Source organism: Pseudomonas sp. PA-5-4B, from assembly GCF_021606215.1.
Classification (GTDB): Bacteria; Pseudomonadota; Gammaproteobacteria; order Pseudomonadales; family Pseudomonadaceae; genus Aquipseudomonas; species Aquipseudomonas edaphica.
In genome coordinates this window covers 25,366-43,904 of record NZ_WKDB01000032.1, presented here as the reverse complement: position 1 = coordinate 43,904, position 18,539 = coordinate 25,366, and the positions used below count along the sequence as shown (strand labels likewise).

The following is an 18,539-nucleotide window of genomic DNA, read 5'->3' as shown; positions in this document are numbered from 1 at the left end:
CCGCTATCGCAGGCAAGCCAGCTCCCACAGTGATCTCAGTGCTAGTGGGTATCTCGAACAATCAGCAACTGCACAGCGCGTTATCCAGCACCTTGCGCAGCTCCAGCGGGTGGTCCACTACCACGTCGGCGCCCCAGTTGCGTGGGTTGTCGTCCGGGTGGATGTAGCCGAAGGTGACCGCCGCAGTGCGGGTGCCAGCGTCGCGGCCAGACTCGATATCGCGCAGGTCATCGCCCACGAACAACACGCTGGCCGGGTCCAGGTCGAGCATCTTGCACGCCAGGATCAGCGGCTCGGGGTCGGGCTTGCTGTTCTTCACGTGGTCCGGGCAGATCAGCAGTGCCGAACGCTCGGCCAGGCCCAGTTGCTGCATGATCGGTTCGGCAAAGCGCAACGGTTTGTTGGTGACCACGCCCCAGACCAGTTTGGATTTCTCGATGTCTTCCAGTAACTCGGCCATGCCGTCGAACAGTTTGCTGTGGATTGCGCAGCCCTTGAGATAGCGCTCCAGGAACTCCAGGCGCAACGCTTCAAAGCCAGGCGATTCGGGGTCCATCGAGAAGGTCACGGCGACCATCGCCCGTGCCCCGCCGGAAATTTCATCGCGGATGTGCTGGGGGTTGATCGGCTCCAGGCCGCGGTCGGTGCGCATGGCCTGGCAGATCGCGATAAAGTCCGGCGCGGTGTCCAGCAAGGTGCCGTCCATGTCGAAGAGAACTGCTCGCAACTTCACAGGCTTACTCCTCGCGCAGGGTCTGGATCATGTAGTTGACGTCCACGTCGCTCGCCAGCTTGTAGTGCTTGGTCAGCGGGTTGTAGGTCAGGCCGATGATGTCCTTGACGGTCAGCCCGGCCTGACGGCTCCAGGCGCCCAGCTCGCTTGGGCGGATGAATTTCTTGAAGTCGTGGGTGCCACGCGGCAGCAGCTTCATGATGTATTCGGCGCCGATGATCGCGAACAGGTAGGCCTTGGGGTTGCGGTTGATGGTGGAGAAGAACACCTGGCCGCCCGGCTTGACCATACGGAAGCAGGCGCGGATCACCGAGGACGGGTCTGGCACGTGCTCGAGCATCTCAAGGCAAGTAACCACGTCGAACTGCTCGGGCATCTCTTCGGCCAGGGCTTCGGCGGTGATCTGGCGGTATTCGACGCTCACGCCGGATTCCAGCTGGTGCAGTTGGGCCACGGCCAGCGGCGCTTCGCCCATGTCGATGCCCATCACGGTGGCGCCGCGCTGGGCCATGGCTTCGCTGAGGATGCCGCCGCCGCAACCGACGTCCAGCACCTTCTTGCCGGCCAGGTTGACGCGCTCGTCAATCCAGTTGACGCGCAGCGGGTTGATGTCGTGCAGGGGTTTGAACTCGCTTTCGCGGTCCCACCAGCGGTGGGCCAGGGCTTCAAACTTGGCGATTTCGGCGTGGTCGACGTTGCTCATGGTGAATCCTCTAAATCTGATAAATCGGTTATTCAGTCCTGAACGGCGCGGTTCAAGACCTTCGTTATTCGCTGTGCCCGCTGATCCGTTGGCCCCAGGCGATGGCCGTGGCGGTCAACTGTTGTTCATCCATGCGGGTCAATCGCCGGTCGTCGAGCAACTGCTTGCCGGCGACCCAAAGGTGTTTCACACACTCGCGTCCGGTGGCATATATAAGCGTTGAGACCGGGTCGTAGATCGGTTGTTGCGCCAGCCCCGAAAGATCGAATGCGACGATATCCGCCGCCTTGCCGACTTCGAGCGAGCCAATCTCGCTGTCCAGGCCCATGGCGCGCGCCCCGTTGAGCGTAGCCATGCGCAGGGCGCGATGGGCGTCCAGGGCAGTGGCCGAGCCCGCGACAGCCTTGGCCAGCATCGCCGCCGTGCGGGTTTCGCCCAACAGGTCGAGGTCATTGTTGCTGGCCGCGCCGTCGGTGCCGATGGCCACGTTCACGCCAGCCTGCCACAGACGCTCTACCGGGCAAAAGCCGCTGGCCAGTTTCAGGTTCGATTCCGGGCAATGGATGACGCTGGTGTTGCTTTCTACCAGCAAAGCCAGGTCGCCCTCGCTGATTTGGGTCATATGAACGGCCTGGAAGCGTGGGCCGAGCAGGCCCAGACGGCCCAGGCGCGCCAGTGGGCGTTCGCCGGTCTTGTCCACGGCTTGTTGCACTTCGAAGGCGGTTTCGTGCACATGCATATGGATGGCGGCGTCCAGTTCTTCGGCGATCACGCGGATTTTTTCCAGGTTCTCATCGCTCACGGTGTAAGGCGCGTGAGGGCCGAAGGTGATCTTGATACGCGGGTGGTGCTTGAGGTCGCCGAACAGCTCCACGCCCTGGCGAATCGCCTCATCAGCGCTGCTGGCGCCTGGGATCGGGAAGTCGAGGATCGGCAGCGCGATCTGCGCGCGCATGCCGCTGTTATGTACGCAGTCGCTGGCGACCTTGGGGTAGAAGTACATGTCCGAGAAGCAGGTGATGCCGCCCTTGAGCTGTTCGGCGATGGCCAGGTCGGTGCCGTCGCGCACGAAAGCTTCATCGACCCATTTGGCTTCGGCGGGCCAGATGTGTTTTTCCAGCCAGGTCATCAGCGGCAGATCGTCGGCCAGGCCGCGAAACAGGCTCATCGCCGCGTGGCCGTGGGCGTTGATCAAACCGGGGCTGAGCAGCATGCCCGGCAGCTCGCGCACTTCGCTGGCTGTCAGCTTCAAGGCCGCCGCCCGTGGCCCGATAAACGCAATGCGCCCGTCACGGATGCCCAGGCCGTGCTCCTTGAGCACCACGCCAGCGGGTTCGACAGGTACCAGCCAGGTTGGCAGCAGCAATAAGTCGAGCGGGGCGGCAGTGGAGGTCATCGCAGGCTTCTTCCCAGGCAGCTATAAAAGAAGGGCGAAGTATACCCGAGCGTCCTGGCTGGCGGATCGCTATAATCGGCGGCTTTTGTTCATGAGTGCGGGGTAAGGGATGCGCGACCGACTGTTAGCTGCAGAGAAAGTGAAGGCCATCGATTGGCGTGATGGCGCACTGCACCTGCTCGATCAGCGTGCCTTGCCCTCGCGGGAAACCTGGGTGGCCTGCACCACGGCGGCTGAAGTCGCCCAAGCCATTCGCAGCATGACTGTGCGTGGCGCGCCGGCTATCGGCATCAGTGCTGCCTACGGCCTGGTGCTGGCCGCCCGCGAGCGGATCGCCGAAGGCGGTGACTGGCAGGCGGCATGGGAAGAAGACTATGCATTGCTGGCCGATAGCCGTCCGACCGCCGCTAACCTGTTCTGGGCCTTGAAGCGCATGCGTGACCGCCTGGATCGGGTCAAAAAACACGCCGACCCGCTGGCGGTGCTGGAAGCCGAAGCCATTGCGATCCATGAAAGCGACCGCGAAGCCAACCTGGTCATGGCCCAATTGGGCCTCGAACGCATCCGCAAGCACCAGGGCAACGCCCAGGCGATCCTCACCCATGGCAATGCGGGCGCCCTGGCCACTGGCGGCGTGGGCACGGCCCTTGGGGTAATCCGCGCAGCGTTCCTCGAGGGTTTGGTCGAACATGTCTATGTCAACGAAACCCGCCCGTGGCTGCAAGGTTCGCGGCTGACGGCCTGGGAGTTGGCGGGCGAGGGTATCCCGGCCACGGTCAATGCCGACTCGGCGGGGGCGCATATCCTCAAGACCAAGGGCGTGACCTGGGTCGTGGTCGGCGCCGACTGCATTGCGGCCAATGGTGATGTGATCGGCCCGATCGGCACTTATCAATTGGCGGTGTGTGCCATGCACCACGGCGTGCGTTTTATGGTGGTGGCGCCCAGTTCGACGCTCGATTTGATGATGGCCACCGGTGATGATGTCAGCCTGGAAGAGCGTGATGCCGCGGAGTTGCTTGAGGTGGGCGGGCAGCGGTTGGAGGTTGCGGCGTTTAATCCTGTCTTCGATGTGACGCCGGCGGACCTGATTGATGTGATCGTGACCGAAAAAGGCATTGTCGAACGGCCCGATACTGCCAAGCTGGCCAAGTTGATGTGCCGTAAGCGCCTGCATTGAGGGCTTTGGTGGCTGTTGGATCGCTATCGCAGGCAAGCCAGCTCCCACACTTACGGTGCTCGCAGGCCAACATGTGGGAGCGGGCTTGCCCGCGATTGGCCCTGTAAGTCAATAAAACCCTTGGATCCAGCCTCAAAAAACAGCACCCACCCCGCTCTGAGCCTCTCTCGTCCCTCTCAAGCCTGTCATCCGTCAAATTACTAGCCTCCATGCGCATCAGGGGGATAGGTGCGTGGCGGCGATTGTGATAACATCCGGCGGTTTCCAGGGCCGCCCCGAGGGGTTGCCCATAACGTGCAGATCCGTGTCATAACTCGTTGATTTGTCGTAAGTCGTTGTCAGGCACTCTGCCAGCAACGGCGAGCTTCGTTCGTCCCATATGGATGTGACGAGGTTTCACCCGAAAAAGGAATCAGGCTTCTCATGGGCGAACTGGCCAAAGAAATCCTCCCGGTCAATATCGAAGACGAGCTGAAACAGTCCTACCTCGACTACGCAATGAGCGTAATTGTCGGTCGGGCACTGCCTGATGCGCGCGATGGCTTGAAGCCCGTGCACCGGCGTGTGCTGTTCGCGATGAGCGAGCTGGGTAACGACTGGAACAAGCCGTACAAGAAATCTGCCCGTGTTGTCGGTGACGTGATCGGTAAGTATCACCCTCACGGCGACACTGCGGTGTACGACACCATCGTTCGGATGGCCCAGCCGTTTTCCCTGCGCTACCTGCTGGTAGACGGCCAGGGCAACTTCGGTTCGGTCGACGGCGACAACGCTGCGGCCATGCGATACACCGAAGTACGCATGACCAAGCTGGCGCACGAGCTGCTGGCTGACCTGCATAAAGAAACCGTGGACTGGGTGCCGAACTACGACGGCACCGAAATGATCCCGGCCGTCATGCCAACCCGTATTCCCAACTTGCTGGTCAACGGCTCCAGCGGTATTGCCGTGGGCATGGCCACCAACATCCCGCCGCACAACCTCGGTGAAGTCATCGACGGTTGCCTGGCCCTCATCGACAACCCTGAGCTGACCGTCGATGAGCTGATGCAATACATCCCCGGTCCGGACTTCCCGACTGCCGCGATCATCAACGGCCGTGCCGGCATCATCGAAGCCTATCGTACCGGCCGTGGCCGCATTTATATGCGCGCCCGCTCGATGATCGAAGACATCGACAAGGTCGGTGGCCGCCAGCAGATCGTCATTACCGAACTCCCGTACCAGCTGAACAAGGCGCGTTTGATCGAGAAGATCGCCGAGCTGGTTAAAGAGAAGAAGCTCGAAGGCATCACCGAACTGCGCGACGAGTCTGACAAAGACGGTATGCGCGTGGTGATCGAGCTGCGTCGTGGCGAAGTGCCTGAGGTGATCCTCAACAACCTCTACGCCCAGACCCAGCTGCAAAGCGTGTTTGGTATCAACGTAGTGGCCTTGATCGACGGCCGCCCGCGCATCCTGAACCTCAAGGACCTGCTCGAAGCCTTCGTGCGTCACCGCCGCGAAGTGGTCACCCGCCGCACCGTGTTCGAACTGCGCAAGGCCCGCGAGCGCGGCCACATCCTGGAAGGCCAGGCGGTAGCGCTGTCGAACATCGACCCGGTGATCGCGCTGATCAAGGCTTCGCCGACGCCGTCGGAAGCCAAGGAAGCGCTGATCAAGATGCCGTGGGAATCCAGCGCCGTCGTGGCGATGGTTGAACGTGCCGGTGCCGATTCGTGCCGTCCGGAAACCCTGGACCCGCAATACGGCCTGCGCGACGGCAAGTACTTCCTGTCGCCGGAACAGGCCCAGGCCATTCTGGAACTGCGTTTGCACCGTCTGACCGGCCTGGAGCACGAGAAACTGCTGGCCGAGTACCAGGAGATTCTCAACCAGATCGGCGAGCTGATCCGCATCCTCAACAGCGCTGTGCGCCTGATGGAAGTGATCCGCGAAGAACTGGAAGTGATCCGTGCCGAATACGGCGACGTGCGCCGCACCGAAATCCTCGATGCGCGCCTCGACCTGACCCTGGGTGACATGATCCCGGAAGAAGAGCGTGTGGTGACCATTTCCCACGGTGGCTACGCCAAGACCCAGCCATTGGCTGCGTACCAGGCTCAGCGTCGTGGCGGTAAAGGTAAATCGGCTACCGGCGTGAAGGATGAGGACTACATCGCTCACCTGCTGGTTGCCAACAGCCACACCACGCTGTTGCTGTTCTCCAGCAAAGGCAAGGTGTACTGGCTCAAGACCTACGAGATTCCGGAAGCCTCCCGCGCTGCCCGTGGTCGTCCGTTGGTCAACCTGCTGCCGCTGGACAGTGATGAATACATCACCACCATGCTGCCAGTCGAGGAATACACCGAAGGTCACTTCATCTTCATGGCCACCGCCAAGGGTACTGTGAAGAAGACCCCGCTGGAATCCTTCAGCCGCCAGCGCAGCGTGGGCCTGATCGCCCTGGAGCTGGACGAAGGCGACGTATTGATCTCTGCGGCCATCACCGATGGCGAGCGTGAAGTCATGCTGTTCTCCGATGGCGGCAAAGTGACACGCTTCAAGGAATCCGACGTTCGCGCCATGGGTCGTACCGCTCGCGGTGTGCGCGGTATGCGTCTGCCGGAAGGGCAGAAGCTGATTTCGATGCTGATCCCGGAAGAAGGCAGCCAGATCCTCACCGCTTCGGCGCGTGGTTATGGCAAGCGGACCGCCATCAGCGAGTTCCCGGAGTACAAGCGTGGCGGCCAGGGCGTAATCGCCATGGTCAGCAACGACCGCAACGGCCGTCTGGTTGGCGCGGTGCAGGTGCTTGATGGTGAGGAGATCATGCTGATTTCTGACCAGGGCACTCTGGTGCGTACCCGTGTGGCTGAAGTGTCGAGCCTGGGCCGTAACACCCAGGGCGTGACGCTGATCAAGCTGGCCAGCGACGAAACGCTGGTAGGCCTGGAGCGCGTTCAGGAGCCATCGGAAGTCGAAGGCGAAGAGCTGGAAGGCGAAGACGGTGCGGTGTTCGATGGCGAGGTGATCGCAACCGGCGATGACAACGTCGACGAGCCAACCCTCGATGCTGCCGCAGACGAAGAAGAACCGCAGGAATAAGCGGACACACAGGGGGCGGATGAAGATTCGCCCCCTTGTTGTTTGTGTCCCCTTTGAAACACATGTCCTTGGTCTGGCTTCGATCCCTGTGGGAGCTGGCTTGCCTGCGATAGCATCACCGCGGTATCACTGCAACTACCGAGGTGCCTGTATCGCAGGCAAGCCAGCTCCCACAAGGGCTCGCGCCAGCGCAAGGCCGTTGCCGAACATGATTGCAGCCCCAACCAGATCAGAGTGAGATTGGATGTGAGCAAGAGAGCCTATAACTTCTGTGCCGGTCCCGCGGCGCTTCCTGAAGCAGTCCTGCAGCGTGCGCAGGGTGAACTCCTCGACTGGCATGGAAAAGGCCTCTCCGTGATGGAAATGAGCCATCGCAGCGATGAGTTTGTGTCCATCGCCACCAAGGCCGAGCAGGATCTGCGCGACTTGCTGGACATCCCTTCCAACTACAAGGTGCTGTTCCTGCAAGGCGGCGCGAGCCAGCAGTTCGCCCAGATTCCGCTGAACCTGCTGCCGGAAGACGGCACTGCCGACTATATCGACACGGGTATCTGGGGTCAGAAGGCGATTGAAGAGGCCTCGCGCTACGGTCACGTCAACGTGGCGGGTACCGCCAAGCCGTACGATTACTTCGCCATTCCGGGTCAGAACGAGTGGAAGCTGTCCAAAGACGCGGCCTACGTACACTACGTCGCCAACGAAACCATCGGCGGCCTGGAGTTTGACTGGGTGCCGGAAGTGGGTGACGTGCCGTTGGTGTGCGACATGTCTTCGGACATCCTCTCGCGCCCGATCGATGTGTCCAAATACGGCATGATCTACGCCGGTGCGCAGAAGAACATCGGCCCGAGCGGCATCCTGGTCAACATCGTCCGCGAAGACCTGCTGGGCCGCGCGCGTTCGCTGTGCCCGACCATGCTCAACTACAAGGTCGCGGCCGATAATGGCTCGATGTACAACACGCCGCCGGCGTTCGCCTGGTACCTGTCGGGCCTGGTGTTTGAATGGCTGAAAGAGCAGGGCGGTGTGGCCGCCATGGGCAAGCTCAACGAAGAGAAGAAGCGCACCCTGTACGACTTCATCGACGCCAGCGGCCTGTACAGCAACCCGATCAACCTCACCGACCGCTCGTGGATGAACGTGCCGTTCCGCCTGGCCGATGACCGCCTGGACAAGCCATTCCTGGCCGGTGCCGACGCACGTGGCCTGCTGAACCTCAAGGGCCACCGTTCGGTCGGTGGCATGCGCGCCTCCATCTACAACGCTGTCGACATCCACGCGATCAACGCGCTGGTTGCCTACATGGCAGAGTTCGAAAAGGAACACGGCTAATGTCTGAGCAAGAACTCAAGGCCCTGCGTGTACGCATCGACAGCCTGGACGAGAAAGTCCTGGAGCTGATCAGTGAACGTGCGCGCTGCGCCCAGGAAGTCGCCCGCGTGAAAATGGCGTCCCTGGCTGAGGGCGAAGTGCCGGTGTTCTACCGGCCTGAGCGCGAAGCCCAGGTGCTCAAGCGCGTGATGGAGCGCAACAAAGGCCCGTTGGGCAACGAAGAGATGGCGCGGTTGTTCCGTGAAATCATGTCGTCGTGCCTGGCGCTGGAGCAGCCACTTAAGGTGGCGTACCTCGGCCCGGAAGGCACCTTCACCCAGGCAGCGGCCATGAAGCATTTTGGCCACGCGGTGATCAGCAAACCGATGGCGGCCATCGATGAAGTGTTCCGCGAAGTGGCGGCCGGTGCGGTGAATTTTGGCGTGGTGCCGGTGGAAAACTCCACCGAAGGCGCGGTCAACCACACGCTGGACAGCTTCCTTGAGCACGACATGGTGATCTGCGGTGAAGTCGAACTGCGTATCCACCACCACCTGCTGGTGGGCGAGAACACCAAGACCGACAGCATCAGCCGTATCTACTCCCACGCCCAATCGCTGGCCCAGTGCCGCAAGTGGCTGGACGCGCATTACCCGAATGTCGAGCGCGTGGCGGTGTCCAGCAACGCCGAAGCGGCCAAGCGGGTCAAGGGTGAGTGGAATTCGGCGGCCATCGCCGGTGACATGGCTGCGGGCCTGTATGGCCTGACGCGCCTGGCCGAAAAAATCGAAGACCGCCCGGATAACTCCACGCGCTTCTTGATGATCGGCAGCCAGGAAGTGCCGCCGACCGGCGACGACAAAACTTCGATCATCGTCTCCATGAGCAACAAGCCCGGCGCGCTGCATGAGCTGCTGGTGCCGTTCCACGATAACGGGATTGACCTGACGCGAATCGAAACTCGCCCTTCGCGCAGCGGTAAATGGACGTATGTGTTCTTTATCGACTTCATCGGCCACCACCGCGACCCGCTGGTCAAAGGGGTGCTGGAGAAAATCAGTCAAGAAGCCGTGGCACTCAAGGTGCTGGGCTCTTACCCGAAAGCGGTTTTGTGAGGCTTTAACATGAGTGGCAACTTCCTCGCCCTGGCTCAGCCGGGCGTGCAACAACTGTCGCCTTACGTTCCAGGCAAGCCTGTGGACGAGCTGGCGCGTGAGTTGAACCTGGACCCGTCGAAGATCGTAAAACTGGCCAGTAACGAAAACCCGCTGGGCCCAAGCCCAAAAGTATTGGCGGCGATTCGTGAGGAACTGACTGAGCTGACCCGCTACCCGGACGGTAATGGCTTCGCCCTCAAGTCGCTGCTGGCCGAGAACTGCCGCGTCGAACCGAACCAGGTAACCCTGGGCAACGGTTCCAACGACATTCTTGAGCTGGTCGGCCGTGCGTACCTGGCGCCAGGCCTGAATGCGGTGTTCAGCGAGCACGCGTTCGCCGTCTACCCGATCGTGACCCAGGCTGTGGGGGCTGACGCCCGCGTCATTCCTGCCAAGGATTGGGGGCATGACCTGCCGGCCATGTTGGCGGCCATCGACGCGCAAACCCGCGTGGTGTTTATCGCCAACCCGAACAACCCGACCGGCACCTGGTTCGACGCCCAGGCGCTGAACGACTTCCTGCAGGACGTGCCCGAGCACGTGCTGGTGGTGCTGGACGAAGCCTACATCGAGTACGCCGAAGGCAGCGACCTGCCGGACGGCCTGGACTTCCTGGCGGCTTACCCGAACCTGCTGGTGTCGCGTACCTTCTCCAAGGCCTACGGCCTGGCATCGCTGCGCGTGGGTTACGGCTTGTCCACCGCGGTGGTTGCCGATGTGCTCAACCGTGTGCGCCAGCCGTTCAACGTCAACAGCCTGGCGTTGGCGGCGGCGTGTGCGGCGGTCAAGGATGCCGAGTACCTCGAAGAGGGCCGTCGCATCAACGAAAGCGGCATGCTGCAGCTGCAGGAAGGTTTCCGTGAGCTGGGCCTGGGCTGGATTCCTTCCAAGGGCAACTTTATTTGTGTGGACCTCGGCCAAGTCGCCGCGCCGGTGTTCCAGGGCCTGCTGCGCGAAGGCGTGATCGTGCGCCCGGTGGCCAACTACGGCATGCCGAACCACCTGCGTATCACCATTGGCTTGCCGGCCGAAAACAGTCGCTTCCTGGAGGCGTTGGCCAAGGTTCTGGCTCGTGGTTGATGTCACTGCATTGCAACCTGCTGTGCCTATGATCGGTCGCCTGGTGGTGGTCGGCCTGGGGTTGATCGGTGGCTCCTTCGCCAAGGGCCTGCGTGAAAGCGGACTGTGTGGCGAGGTGGTCGGTGTGGACCTTGACCCGCAATCGCGCAAGCTGGCGGTGGAGCTGGGCGTGGTGGACCGCTGTGAGGCAGACCTGGCGCTGGCGTGCCAGGGCGCGGATGTGATCCAGCTCGCCGTGCCGATTCTGGCGATGGAGAAGTTGCTGGCCTTGCTGGCGGATATGGACCTTGGCCAGGCGATCCTCACGGACGTCGGCAGTGCCAAGGGCAATGTGGTGCGCGCCGCCAAACTCGCATTTGGCGGCATGCCGGCGCGTTTTGTGCCGGGCCATCCGATTGCCGGTTCCGAGCAGAGCGGCGTCGAGGCGTCCAATGCGCAGTTGTTCCGTCGCCATAAGGTGATTCTGACCCCGCTTGAGCAGACCGATCCGGCGGCCTTGGCGGTGGTGGATCGTCTGTGGCGCGAGTTGGGCGCGGATGTCGAGCACATGCAGGTCGAGCGCCACGACGAAGTGTTGGCGGCGACCAGCCATTTGCCGCACTTGCTGGCCTTTGGCTTGGTGGATTCTCTGGCCAAGCGCAACGAAAACCTTGAGATTTTCCGTTACGCCGCCGGTGGTTTTCGCGATTTCACGCGGATTGCCGGCAGTGACCCGGTGATGTGGCACGACATCTTCCTCGCCAATCGTGAAGCTGTGTTGCGCACCCTGGACACCTTCCGCAGTGACCTCGACGCCTTGCGCGATGCGGTTGATGCGGGTGATGGCCATCAATTATTGGGCGTGTTCACCCGTGCGCGGGTGGCGCGTGAGCATTTCAGCAAGATCCTGGCGCGCCGGGCCTACATGGAAACCGCTGTGAACGCCGATGAGCAGACCTTTCTCGCCAAACCGGGCGGCCGCTTGAGCGGGCAGATCCGGGTGCCGGGCGACAAGTCGATCTCCCATCGCTCGATCATGCTGGGCTCATTGGCCGACGGCGTGACCGAAGTCGAAGGTTTCCTCGAAGGCGAAGATGCCCTGGCAACCCTGCAGGCGTTTCGTGACATGGGCGTTGTGATTGAAGGGCCGCACCACGGGCGCGTGACGATCCATGGTGTGGGGTTGCACGGTTTGCAGCCGGCGCCGGGGCCGATCTACCTGGGTAACTCCGGTACGTCGATGCGTTTGCTGTCCGGGTTGCTCGCGGCGCAGCGCTTTGACAGTGTGTTGACCGGTGATGCATCGCTGTCCAAACGCCCGATGAACCGCGTGGCCAAGCCACTGCGGGAAATGGGCGCAGTGATCGAGACCGGACCGGACGGGCATCCGCCGTTGACAATTCGCGGTGGCCAGGCGCTCAAAGGCCTGGACTATTCGATGCCGATGGCCAGTGCGCAGGTGAAGTCCTGCCTGTTGCTGGCCGGGTTGTATGTCGAGGGCAAGACCTCGGTGACCGAGCCTGCGCCGACCCGTGATCATACCGAGCGGATGTTGCGTGGGTTTGGTTATCCGGTTGCCGTGGCGGGGGCTACGGCGTCTGTCGAGTCGGGCCATGCATTGACGGCTACGCATATAGAAGTGCCGGGGGATATTTCCTCTTCGGCGTTCTTTCTTGTGGCGGCTTCGATTGCTGAAGGCTCCGAGTTGCTGCTGGAGCACGTTGGCGTTAACCCGACGCGCACTGGCGTGATCGATATCCTGCGGCTGATGGGCGCGGATATCACCCTGGAAAACCCGCGTGAAGTGGGCGGTGAGCCAGTTGCCGACCTGCGCGTGCGCGCCGCTGAGTTAAAAGGCATCGAGATTCCCGAGGCCCTGGTGCCGCTGGCGATCGACGAGTTCCCGGTGTTGTTCGTGGCGGCGGCCTGCGCCAAAGGGCGCACCGTGCTGCGTGGCGCCGAAGAACTGCGGGTCAAGGAGTCCGACCGCATCCAGGTCATGGCCGATGGTCTGTTGGCCCTTGGCGTGAAGTGTGAACCGACACCTGATGGGATTATCATTGACGGTGGCCCAATGGGCGGTGGCGAAGTGCAATCCCATGGTGATCACCGCATCGCCATGGCGTTCAGCGTGGCCTCCCTACGGGCGGCCGCGCCGATTCGTATCCGTGACTGCGCCAATGTTGCTACGTCTTTTCCGAATTTTCTTACACTGTGTGCCCACGTCGGCATCCGTGTTGCCCAAGAGGCTCAATTGTGAATATCAAAGCACCGGTGATTACCATCGACGGGCCAAGCGGCTCGGGCAAAGGCACGATCGCCGGCATTCTGGCCAAGCGCCTGGGCTGGTGCCTGCTGGATTCCGGCGCGCTGTACCGCCTGCTGGCCTTTGCCGCACGCAACCATGGCGTCGACCTGACCAACGAAGAATCCCTGAAGCTGCTGGCGGCGCACCTTGATGTGCAGTTCGTCGGCGCGACGGAAGGTCATCCGCAGCGCATCATCCTTGAGGGTGATGACGTGACCGATGACCTGCGCAACGAACAAGTCGGCTCCTGGGCCTCCCAGGTTGCCGCTCTGCCGGCCGTGCGTGACGCATTGCTGCAGCGCCAGCGGGCGTTTCAGGAGCCGCCGGGCCTGGTCGCTGATGGCCGTGACATGGGTACCGTGGTGTTTCCCGAGGCGCCGCTGAAGGTTTTCCTGACCGCCAGCGCCGAGGAGCGTGCTCGCCGCCGTTACTTGCAGTTGAAGGGCAAAGTCGATGGTGTTAGTCTGTCGAGTCTGCTAGATGAGATCCGTGCACGCGATGAGCGTGATACCCAGCGTGCGGTAGCCCCGCTAAAGCCGGCGGCTGACGCCATACAGCTGGATTCCACGGAGTTGTCCATCGAGCAGGTGCTGGAACGCATCTTGAGTGAAATCGCCATTCGCGATATCGCAGGGTGATCAAGAAGGCCGCAGGGGACCAGTCATAGTCCTGCGGTGGCTTCTTTTAACTGAAACTGACCCACACCGTCTGGGGTGTGGAGATGGGCGTATTCTTCGCCCTTATCAACAGGAATTAAAATGAGCGAAAGCTTTGCGGAACTCTTTGAAGAAAGCCTAAAAACCCTGAACCTTCAGGCAGGCTCCATCATCACCGGTGTTATCGTTGATATCGATTACCAAGCTCGCTGGGTAACCGTTCACGCTGGTCTGAAGTCTGAAGCTCTGATCCCGCTGGAACAGTTCTACAACGATGCTGGCGATCTGACTATCAATGTCGGTGACGAAGTTCACGTTGCTCTGGACTCGGTTGAAGACGGTTTCGGTGAAACCAAGCTGTCCCGTGAAAAAGCCAAGCGCGCTGAATGCTGGATTGTTCTCGAAGCAGCCTTCGCAGCTGAAGAAGTGGTCAAGGGCGTTATCAACGGTAAGGTTAAAGGCGGCTTCACTGTCGACGTTAACGGCATCCGTGCGTTCCTGCCAGGTTCTTTGGTCGACGTTCGTCCTGTGCGCGACACCACGCACCTGGAAGGCAAAGAACTCGAATTCAAGGTCATCAAACTCGACCAGAAGCGCAACAACGTTGTCGTTTCCCGTCGCAGCGTCCTGGAAGCAGAGAACTCCGCCGAGCGTGAAGCTCTGCTGGAATCCCTGCAGGAAGGCCAACAAGTCAAAGGTATCGTCAAGAACCTCACCGATTACGGCGCATTCGTCGATCTGGGTGGCGTCGATGGCCTGCTGCACATTACCGACATGGCTTGGAAGCGTATCAAGCATCCTTCCGAAATCGTCAACGTTGGCGACGAGATCGATGTCAAGGTTCTGAAGTACGATCGTGAGCGTAACCGCGTTTCCCTGGGCTTGAAGCAGCTGGGCGAAGATCCATGGGTTGCTATCAAAGCTCGTTACCCAGAAAGCACTCGCGTAACCGCGCGTGTTACCAACCTGACCGACTACGGCTGCTTCGCAGAGCTGGAAGAAGGCGTGGAAGGCCTGGTACACGTTTCCGAAATGGACTGGACCAACAAGAACATCCACCCTTCGAAAGTCGTACAAGTCGGCGACGAAGTGGAAGTTATGGTTCTGGACATCGACGAAGAGCGTCGTCGTATCTCCCTGGGCATCAAGCAGTGCAAATCTAACCCATGGGAAGATTTCTCTGGCCAGTTCAACAAGGGCGATAAAATCTCCGGCACCATCAAGTCGATCACCGATTTCGGTATCTTCATTGGTCTGGACGGCGGCATCGACGGCCTGGTTCACCTGTCCGACATCTCCTGGAACGAAGTGGGCGAAGAAGCTGTTCGTCGTTTCAAGAAGGGCGACGAGCTGGACACCGTTATCCTGTCGGTTGACCCAGAGCGCGAGCGCATCTCCCTGGGTATCAAGCAACTGGAAAGCGATCCGTTCTCCGAGTACGTTCAAGAGAACGACAAAGGCGCAATCGTTAAAGGCACTGTGAAAGAAGTTGACGCCAAAGGCGCCATCATCGTTCTGGCCGACGATATCGAAGCGACTCTGAAAGCCTCCGAAATCAGCCGTGACCGCGTTGAAGACGCGCGCAACGTTCTGAAAGAAGGCCAGGAAGTAGAAGCCAAGATCATCAGCGTTGACCGCAAGAGCCGCGTGATCCAACTCTCCATCAAGTCCAAGGACGAGATCGAAGAGAAAGAAGCAATCCAGAGCCTGCGCGACAAGCCAGCTACCTCTGACATCGCTTCGGGTCCGACCACTCTGGGCGACCTGCTGCGTGCACAAATGGAAAAGCAGAACTAAGTTCTGTCAGACCATAGAAAAAGGGCGACTTCGGTCGCCCTTTTTTGTGCCTGAAATTCGTTGAATCAACAAGTTAGAACCAAGGCGTGCAGCCCAGTGTCAGAGCTGACTATAGTTCTTAACAAATGCTCCGCTGTGTTGTTGTTTCAATAAGGATTTGAATGAACAGGCTTATCGTTTTATTTGCAGTGGTGCTGCTGGCAGGCTGCACTGCCACCAGTGCCAAAACCCACGCCAAGCGCGGCGTCAGCGGCATTGAGATCGATTGCTCGGGCCTTGGCAGCAACTGGGACAAGTGTGAGAAGCGCGCTGCCCGGGAGTGCAAAATGCAGGGCTACAAGGTCATCACCCGATCCAGTGATGCCAAGGACGAGGAGGGTGACTATCTGTTCGGCTGGAACCCTGCCGGCGCTGTCACTCGTACCATGTTGGTGATCTGTAATTGAGGGGGTCAAGCATGTGTTCCGGGTATCCGTTTATGCTGCAGATAAGTTGGCAGGTGGGCTGTTCAAATTCACCAAGTCATGCTAAAACCTTCGAAGCGCTTTTCCTAGCTGCTTGAAAAAGAAGGGAAAAATATGACGAAGTCGGAGTTGATCGAACGAATTGTCACCCATCAAGGGCTGCTTTCATCCAAGGATGTAGAGCTGGCTATCAAGACTATGCTTGAACAGATGTCCCAATGCCTGGCTACCGGGGATCGAATTGAGATCCGTGGTTTTGGCAGTTTCTCCCTGCACTACCGTGCACCGCGAGTGGGTCGCAACCCGAAAACCGGGCAATCCGTCAGCCTTGACGGTAAGTTTGTGCCTCACTTCAAGCCGGGCAAGGAATTGCGCGATCGAGTTAATGAGGATGAAGACGAGGTTTGATACTCGTGAGGGAGTGGGCATGAGTAGATTGACGCGTGTTATTGCAATGCTGGTAGTGTTGGTGCTGCTGCTGTGCATCGTGGCATTTGTGCTGGAAAATCAACAGTCGGTTTCTCTGCAGTTCCTGAGTTGGGCAGCCCCGCAGTTACCAATTTCTGTTTTCGTAGTGCTCGCTTTATTGGTCGGAATGCTTGTTGGCCCACTGATGGCGTGGGTTGCCAGGGCGCGGCGCAAGACTCGAGTTTGATCCTGGCCACTATTGATGAGTGGAAGGAAGGGGAGGCGATCGCCGCCCCTTTGCACTGGTTCAATTCGGTTCTTTCTCTCCAGCCCTGAACTTTACGGCCAACGCTATCAGCGGCAGATAGGCCACCAGCAGTCCCAGAAAGCCATCCACCGTGCCGTTGCCCACGAGCAGCGCCATAGGTAACAGCCATCCAATGTTGATTGCCGCTACCACCAGGGTAACGGGTGCGTGTTTACCGAACTGGCGAGAAGCGAACTGGTAGGCGTGGCTGCGGTGGGCCTCATAGACTTTGTCGCCTCTGAGCAGGCGGCGCAGCAAGGTCCATGTCGCATCAGTGATAAACACACCCAGCAGGATCAGCCAGCTCCACAGTAGCTGCGGCGAGACCCAGGCCGCTTGCAGCGACAGCACCCCCAGCGTGATGCCGAGGAACCCACTGCCCGCATCGCCCATGAAGATACGGGCTTTTGGGAAGTTCCAATACAGAAAGCCAACCACTGCAAACGCCAGTAATAACGGTGTAAACGCGATCAGCTCATGACCTGTTAGCCAATAGAGCAGCGCACTGCCAAGGCATACGCAAATAGCCTCGACGCTGGCTATTCCATCAATTCCATCCATAAAGTTATACAAGTTCAGCAGCCATACCAGGTAGACCGCTGCCAGCATATGGCCGATCCAGCTCAAGTCGACGGCGAGTCCCGCCACCACCAGCGGCGGCAGGCCACCGATCCAGAACAGTGCCCATGCCGCGGCTATAAAGTGCCCTAGCAGGCGCCAACGTGCGCTGATATGGCCATGGTCGTCCAAAAAACCCAATACCGCGATGCCGGTCCCGGCGCCGAATAATGCGTACGTGAGTGGCCATGTAATCAGGCCAAGGCTGGCAGTCAGCAATAGCGCTAACAGAAAGCTGACGACGATCGAGACACCACCGCCCCTGGGCGTAGGCACGACGTGCGAGCTGCGCGCATTCGGGATGTCGATCAGGCTTCGAGCCAGAGCGTAATGACGCAAGGCCCCCGTTAAAAGGAGTGCGACAATCGTCACAGCCGGTAACAACCACCACATATTCATTTAGTTTGCCGTTCCAAAAAATGTTTACCTGTTTTACTCAGTGCCTGGTCAACGCTGCTCGGCGGTGTCCAGCCCAGCAGTTCGCGGGTCTTGCCAATATCGACCTGCAGGGAGCCGCATAGCCTTTGAGCGAGTGCCCGGCGACCCAGCGCAGTGGCGCCGGTTTGCAGCAACCAACTCGGCACAGCTAGCAGGCGTGCGGGCTTGTTCAGAGCCGTTCCCATTCGACGCAAAAGCGCTGTGGTCGAGAGGTCCTCCCCGTCACTGACCAGGAAGGTTTGATTGGCGGCAGCGGGGTGCTCGGTGCACGTCACAATCAAATCAATCAAGTTGTCCAGGGCAACCAGGCTGCGTCGATTGTTCACGGCGCCAAAGGGCAAGGGCAGGCCTTTATGCAACCAGCGCATCATGCTCAGGAAGTTCGCTTGAACGCCGGGTCCGTAGACCAATACGGGACGAATGATCACCACTTCCATGCCAGTTTCAGAAGCCAGTTTTCGCAGGCCTTGCTCTGCTTCCTTTTTAGAGATGCCGTAAGGGTCGGTAGGGGTTGTGGGACCGTCAGCCGTATACGGCGCGCCAGTCGCCGTGCTCTCGCCATTGACCTTGATCGAGCTGATAAATATAAAGCGCTTAACCCCGGCAGCCGCCGCTTGGCGGGCCAGGTTTAAGGTGCCTTCGACATTGATCCGCCGGTATTCGGCAAGGGGATCGGTGGATGCGTCACTCATGACATGGACCCGGGCGGCCAGGTGGATCACCGTTTCTTGGCTCTCGAGCAACAGCTGCCAATCCTGATCGTCGGATAGCCCGCCGATAAGGCGCTGGTTGACGCGCGTATCAAGATCGGCCTTGAGCTCGCGTACAGCAGCGGTAATCGAGTGCTGGCGTTTAAGCAGTGGCGCGATTAACCCGCTACCGACAAAGCCACTCGCTCCCGTCAGGAGGATTTGCAT

Annotated in this window: 16 protein-coding genes; 11 read left to right on the top strand and 5 right to left on the bottom strand. The window is 60.1% G+C overall.

Annotated features, from left to right (window positions below; all coding sequences use genetic code 11):
- Positions 1 to 61: 61 nt before the first annotated feature.
- The 3 genes from mupP to GIW28_RS17105 all read right to left on the bottom strand — a co-directional run bounded on the left by mupP (position 62) and on the right by GIW28_RS17105 (position 2,832).
- Complete coding sequence (gene mupP / locus GIW28_RS17115) at positions 62 to 733, bottom strand: N-acetylmuramic acid 6-phosphate phosphatase MupP (RefSeq protein WP_099549098.1); 672 nt, start codon at positions 731 to 733, stop codon at positions 62 to 64.
- A gap of 4 nt (positions 734 to 737) precedes the next feature.
- Positions 738 to 1,436 (bottom strand): bifunctional 2-polyprenyl-6-hydroxyphenol methylase/3-demethylubiquinol 3-O-methyltransferase UbiG, encoded by a 699-nt coding sequence (gene ubiG / locus GIW28_RS17110; RefSeq protein WP_003172645.1) that lies wholly within the window; start codon positions 1,434 to 1,436, stop codon positions 738 to 740.
- Between the two features lie 64 nt (positions 1,437 to 1,500).
- Positions 1,501 to 2,832, bottom strand: a complete 1,332-nt coding sequence (locus GIW28_RS17105) for a TRZ/ATZ family hydrolase (RefSeq protein ID WP_236447633.1) — start codon at positions 2,830 to 2,832, stop codon at positions 1,501 to 1,503.
- 109 nt (positions 2,833 to 2,941) lie between these two features.
- Here GIW28_RS17105 and mtnA point away from each other — a divergent pair, with 109 nt between their 5' ends.
- From mtnA to GIW28_RS17050, 11 genes are all read left to right on the top strand, one after another.
- On the top strand, positions 2,942 to 4,012 hold the full coding sequence (mtnA, locus tag GIW28_RS17100; RefSeq protein WP_017136107.1) for an S-methyl-5-thioribose-1-phosphate isomerase: 1,071 nt from the start codon (positions 2,942 to 2,944) through the stop codon (positions 4,010 to 4,012).
- Between the two features lie 423 nt (positions 4,013 to 4,435).
- The gene (gene gyrA, locus GIW28_RS17095) at positions 4,436 to 7,099 is read left to right on the top strand and encodes a DNA gyrase subunit A (protein ID WP_017136106.1); all 2,664 of its coding nucleotides are present in this window, start codon (positions 4,436 to 4,438) and stop codon (positions 7,097 to 7,099) included.
- 246 nt (positions 7,100 to 7,345) lie between these two features.
- A complete protein-coding gene (gene serC / locus GIW28_RS17090; RefSeq protein WP_026013609.1) occupies positions 7,346 to 8,431 on the top strand; it encodes a 3-phosphoserine/phosphohydroxythreonine transaminase in 1,086 nt (361 codons plus the stop codon).
- Complete coding sequence (pheA, locus tag GIW28_RS17085; RefSeq protein ID WP_003172650.1) at positions 8,431 to 9,525, top strand: prephenate dehydratase; 1,095 nt, start codon at positions 8,431 to 8,433, stop codon at positions 9,523 to 9,525. Before serC ends, pheA begins: the two co-directional genes overlap by 1 nt.
- A gap of 9 nt (positions 9,526 to 9,534) precedes the next feature.
- Positions 9,535 to 10,647 (top strand): histidinol-phosphate transaminase, encoded by a 1,113-nt coding sequence (gene hisC, locus GIW28_RS17080; RefSeq protein ID WP_017136104.1) that lies wholly within the window; start codon positions 9,535 to 9,537, stop codon positions 10,645 to 10,647.
- 28 nt (positions 10,648 to 10,675) lie between these two features.
- Positions 10,676 to 12,886 carry a bifunctional prephenate dehydrogenase/3-phosphoshikimate 1-carboxyvinyltransferase gene (locus GIW28_RS17075; RefSeq protein WP_236447225.1) on the top strand — a complete coding sequence of 737 codons (2,211 nt, stop codon included), beginning with the start codon at positions 10,676 to 10,678 and terminating at the stop codon, positions 12,884 to 12,886.
- Positions 12,883 to 13,572 carry a (d)CMP kinase gene (cmk, locus tag GIW28_RS17070; protein WP_169985669.1) on the top strand — a complete coding sequence of 230 codons (690 nt, stop codon included), beginning with the start codon at positions 12,883 to 12,885 and terminating at the stop codon, positions 13,570 to 13,572. The genes GIW28_RS17075 and cmk overlap by 4 nt, the downstream gene beginning before the upstream one ends.
- 120 nt (positions 13,573 to 13,692) lie before the next feature.
- Positions 13,693 to 15,387, top strand: a complete 1,695-nt coding sequence (gene rpsA, locus GIW28_RS17065; protein WP_017136102.1) for a 30S ribosomal protein S1 — start codon at positions 13,693 to 13,695, stop codon at positions 15,385 to 15,387.
- 161 nt (positions 15,388 to 15,548) lie between these two features.
- A complete protein-coding gene (locus GIW28_RS17060; protein WP_017136101.1) occupies positions 15,549 to 15,833 on the top strand; it encodes a hypothetical protein in 285 nt (94 codons plus the stop codon).
- Between the two features lie 132 nt (positions 15,834 to 15,965).
- Positions 15,966 to 16,259 carry an integration host factor subunit beta gene (ihfB, locus tag GIW28_RS17055; RefSeq protein WP_003172657.1) on the top strand — a complete coding sequence of 98 codons (294 nt, stop codon included), beginning with the start codon at positions 15,966 to 15,968 and terminating at the stop codon, positions 16,257 to 16,259.
- A gap of 19 nt (positions 16,260 to 16,278) precedes the next feature.
- The gene (locus GIW28_RS17050; protein ID WP_169985671.1) at positions 16,279 to 16,506 is read left to right on the top strand and encodes a LapA family protein; all 228 of its coding nucleotides are present in this window, start codon (positions 16,279 to 16,281) and stop codon (positions 16,504 to 16,506) included.
- Between the two features lie 60 nt (positions 16,507 to 16,566).
- Here GIW28_RS17050 and GIW28_RS17045 read toward each other — a convergent pair whose 3' ends face one another.
- The gene (locus tag GIW28_RS17045; RefSeq protein ID WP_236447218.1) at positions 16,567 to 17,583 is read right to left on the bottom strand and encodes an MraY family glycosyltransferase; all 1,017 of its coding nucleotides are present in this window, start codon (positions 17,581 to 17,583) and stop codon (positions 16,567 to 16,569) included.
- On the bottom strand, positions 17,580 to 18,539 hold the full coding sequence (locus GIW28_RS17040; protein WP_236447219.1) for a UDP-glucose 4-epimerase family protein: 960 nt from the start codon (positions 18,537 to 18,539) through the stop codon (positions 17,580 to 17,582). The genes GIW28_RS17045 and GIW28_RS17040 overlap by 4 nt, the downstream gene beginning before the upstream one ends.